Annotated in this window: 3 protein-coding genes; all 3 read left to right on the top strand. The window is 27.0% G+C overall.

Features of this window, described 5'->3' with window-relative positions:
* The first annotated feature begins 2 nt into the window (after positions 1 to 2).
* A complete protein-coding gene (rsmB, locus tag Q0370_RS09430) occupies positions 3 to 1,286 on the top strand; it encodes a 16S rRNA (cytosine(967)-C(5))-methyltransferase RsmB (RefSeq protein ID WP_299575044.1) in 1,284 nt (427 codons plus the stop codon).
* Between the two features lie 130 nt (positions 1,287 to 1,416).
* On the top strand, positions 1,417 to 3,174 hold the full coding sequence (locus tag Q0370_RS09425) for an NUDIX domain-containing protein (RefSeq protein WP_299575042.1): 1,758 nt from the start codon (positions 1,417 to 1,419) through the stop codon (positions 3,172 to 3,174).
* 40 nt (positions 3,175 to 3,214) lie between these two features.
* Entirely contained in the window at positions 3,215 to 3,913 is a 699-nt protein-coding gene (locus Q0370_RS09420; protein WP_299575040.1) for a M48 family metallopeptidase, read from the top strand.
* The last annotated feature ends 76 nt before the right edge of the window (positions 3,914 to 3,989 follow it).

Here is a 3,989-nt window from a genome sequence, read left to right as displayed (position 1 = left end):
ATATAAAATTAGATATAGTAAATTTACTGGATGAAATTCAGAACGGGAAATACAGTAATATCCAGTTAAATTACTATTTTTCTAAAAAAAATTATACAAAAAAAGAAAAAATGTTTATTACAAATGTAGTAAATACTGTGATAAAAAATTTGATTTATATTGATTATCTGATTGGGAAAAGTGTTAGAAATGTTAAAAAACGAAAAATAAAGCAGCTTTTGAGAATTTCGGTTGCTCAATTGTTTTTCATGGAATCGGATAATGCGGGAGTTATTTTTGAGGCTGGAGAGATTGCAAAAATTTTGAATGCACATCAAGCTGGATTTGTGAATGCGACTTTGCAGACAATTTTGAAAAATAAAGAAAAATTTGATGAGGAAATTCCGAAAGATAACAGGGAAAGTATTGTTTTGTCTTATCCGCAATGGTTTGTGAATAAGATGAAAATTGATTATCCTGATGATTATTTAGAAATGCTTAAATCTTATAAAAAAAGAAGTTATTTGTCAGTTAGATTTGATAAAAACAAAATTACGAGAGAAAAATTTGAGGAATTGCTGAATAATATTAATACAGATGTCTTATTTTCTGTTGGAGAAGTTTATTATTTATCAAATGCAAATATTTTTGATACAGAAATTTATAAAAATGGAGATGTTGTGATTCAGGATGCATCATCTTATCTGACAGTGAGAAATTTAGATGTGAAAAATGGAGAAACTGTGCTTGATGCTTGCTCTGCTCCTGGTGGAAAATCTCTTGCGATTTTACAGCTGTTTAATCCTAAAAAGTTGATTTCTACTGATATTCATGAGCATAAAGTGAAATTATTGAATGAACTTAAAAATAAATATGATTACAGCAATTTTGAAGTGAAATTAAATGACGCTACACAAATTGAGAATTTAGATATAATGTTTGACAAGATACTTTTAGATATGCCCTGCAGCGGACTTGGAGTTCTTCGAAAAAAGCCTGAAAAAATATATGATTTGACGGCAAATGATATAAAAAATTTAAAGAAACTTCAGAAAAAAATATTTGAAAGTGCATATAAATCTTTGAAAAATGGTGGAGAAATAGTTTACAGCACTTGTACATTTTCTAAAAATGAGAATACTAATAATATTCAGTATTTTCTCGAAAAATATGAGGATTTGGAAATTATGGAAGTAAAAATTCCTGAAAATATTGACAATATAAGAGATGAATTTGGGGGAATTTATATTTCATATAAAAATGAATATTTAGATGGGTTTTATATTGCAAAATTAAGAAAAAAATAAAAGAGTTTTGAGTATAGTAAACTAAAAATAAAACTATATATTTTAGAACTAGTTTATAAAATAGAAATAAATTTGGAAACGAAATATTCTATAAAAGTACCGAAAAAATAATTGAAAGGACATATTTGGAATGCGATTTGATTTGGATGATGATGTGAAATTCATATTGGAACAACTGAATAAAAACGGAACAGGATTTCTTGTTGGTGGAGCAGTTAGAGATAAAATTCTAAATAAGGATCCCGGTGATTATGATTTCGCAACTGATATAGGTTATTCAGAATTAAAAAGAATCTTTGCAGATTATAGCCCAAAGGAAATGGGAGCCCATTTTGGGATTCTTATGATAAATGTCAATGGAAAAAGTTATGAAATAGCAAAATTTCGTAAAGAAACAGGAGTTTACAACAGTAGATACCCAAAGGAAATAAAATTTGTAAAAACAATCGAAGAAGATTTAGCAAGACGTGATTTTACAATAAATTCACTTGCTTACAGCAAACAAACTGGAATAGTTGATTTGTATGGCGGAAGGCAGGATATTAGAAGGAAAGTTATAAGATTTGTAGGAAAACCTAAGTTAAGGATAGAAGAGGATGCACTTAGAATTTTGAGGGCCTTCAGATTTATTTCAAAGTTAGGATTTAATTTGGATAAAAAAACATCAGAAGCTATTTATAAAAAAAGAAAATTTTTGTCAAAAATATCTAAAGAGAGAATTTTTGACGAATTAAGTAAAATTTTAATGGGGAAGTATTCAAAAAAAGCTTTTATCGAAATGAAAAAATTGCGAGTTTTAGAAATAATAATTCCAGAATTTCGTTATACCTATAATTTTAATCAGAATAATCCCAATCATACTGATGACTTGTTTAACCACATTATAAAAGTTATCCATCTTTGTGATTACGATTTAATAACGAGATTTGCCGCACTTTTTCACGATTTAGGGAAAATAAATGTGAAAATTATTGATGCAAAAGGTATTTTTCATTTTTATGGACATGAAAAGGAAAGTGCATTAATTGCGGAAGAAGAGTTGAGACAGCTTAAAGCTTCTAATGATTTTACAAATTCAGTAAAAAAAATTGTAAAAAATCATATGTTAATTTATCAGGATGTTTCAGATAAGACGTTGAAAAAGCTGATTATAGAAATGGAAGAAAAAAATCTAAAAAGACTTTTCAATTTATTTTATGCAGATTTAAATTCTAAAGGAATTAGCAGAAAAAAAGAAAATGAAAAGATTTTACAAAATTTTTGGGATAAAATTGAAAATATAAAAAAACAGGGGAAAATACCACAGTTTAATGATTTGGATATAACTGGAATTGATTTGATTAATCTTAAATTTAGCAATCGTGAGATTGGGGAAGTAAAAAATAAGCTGTATGAACTTGTCCTAGGAGATGAAATTGAAAATGAGAAGGAAGCATTATTAAAATATATTGTAAAGCATTACAATCTAAATGATAAATTTGAGTATGAAAATTCATGCGGTGCAATTGTTTTTAATGAAAATACTGAAAAAATTTTGCTTGTGAAAATGCACAATGGTAACTGGGGATTTCCAAAAGGACATATCGAAAACAATGAAACAAAGGAAGAAACAGCAATTCGTGAAGTTCACGAAGAAACAAATGTAAATATAAAAATTATTCCAAATTTTGAACGTGAAATAAAATATATTCCAAACGAAAAAACTATTAAGAAAGTTACGATTTTTGCAGGAATTACACAAGATGAAGACGTTAAGATTGATACTTTTGAAATTGAGGCTTTTCAGTGGTGTACTTATGAAGAAGCATTAAAGCTAGTTACTTATAAATTGCAGAAGGATGTACTGGAAAAGGCAAGAAAAGTATTTGTAAAGTCGAAGACAGGTTAGAATTTAGAAAAATAAATGTATGAGGAAAATAAAGTAAAAAATGAAAACAGAGAAAATTTTAGGTTATGAAGTTCATAGAAAAAAAGTAAAAAATATAAATTTACGAATAAAGCCCAATATGGAAGTTTATATTTCTGTGCCAATGAATTTACATCGTGATTATATTGAAAATTTTATCCGTTCTAAAGAAGGTTGGATAAAAAGTGTTTTGAAAAAAGTTGAAGATGTTAAGGAAAAACAGAAGGGCTTTGAGTACAAAACTGGTGAAATTCATAAATTTTTGGGAAAAGAATACTATTTAACTGTGAAACTAGGAAACTTTAATGGAGTGAATTTAATAAATAATGAAAAAAAGCCGAGTATAATTTTAACAGTTAATGAAAATATTTTGGAAAATATTGATGAAAAGAAAAAAATTATGGAAAAATGGTATTTTGAAAATGCAAAAAAATTATTTCCGCAATTTATGGAAAAATGGCTAAAAATATTGGATGAACATGTGGAAAAAGTATCAATAAAGCCTATGAAGACTAGATGGGGTTCGTGTAATTATGTAAAAAAGTATATAAATCTTAATACGGAGCTTATAAAAAGAACTCCTTTTGAGATAGAATATGTGGTTTTACATGAATTGACACATTTAAAGTATCCAAATCATGGAAAAGGTTTTTACAATTATATCGAACGATATATGCCAAATTACAAGATTGCTGAAAAAATGCTAAATGCTAAACATTAAGAATATTTTTTCTTTAATACTATTTCCCCTTTAAATAGCAAATGTTTAACAAATTTTGAATTACATACTATTTAGT

It is taken from the genome of uncultured Leptotrichia sp. (assembly GCF_938036635.1).
Classification (GTDB): Bacteria; Fusobacteriota; Fusobacteriia; order Fusobacteriales; family Leptotrichiaceae; genus Leptotrichia; species Leptotrichia hongkongensis.
This window is presented reverse-complemented; position numbering and strand designations above follow the sequence as displayed.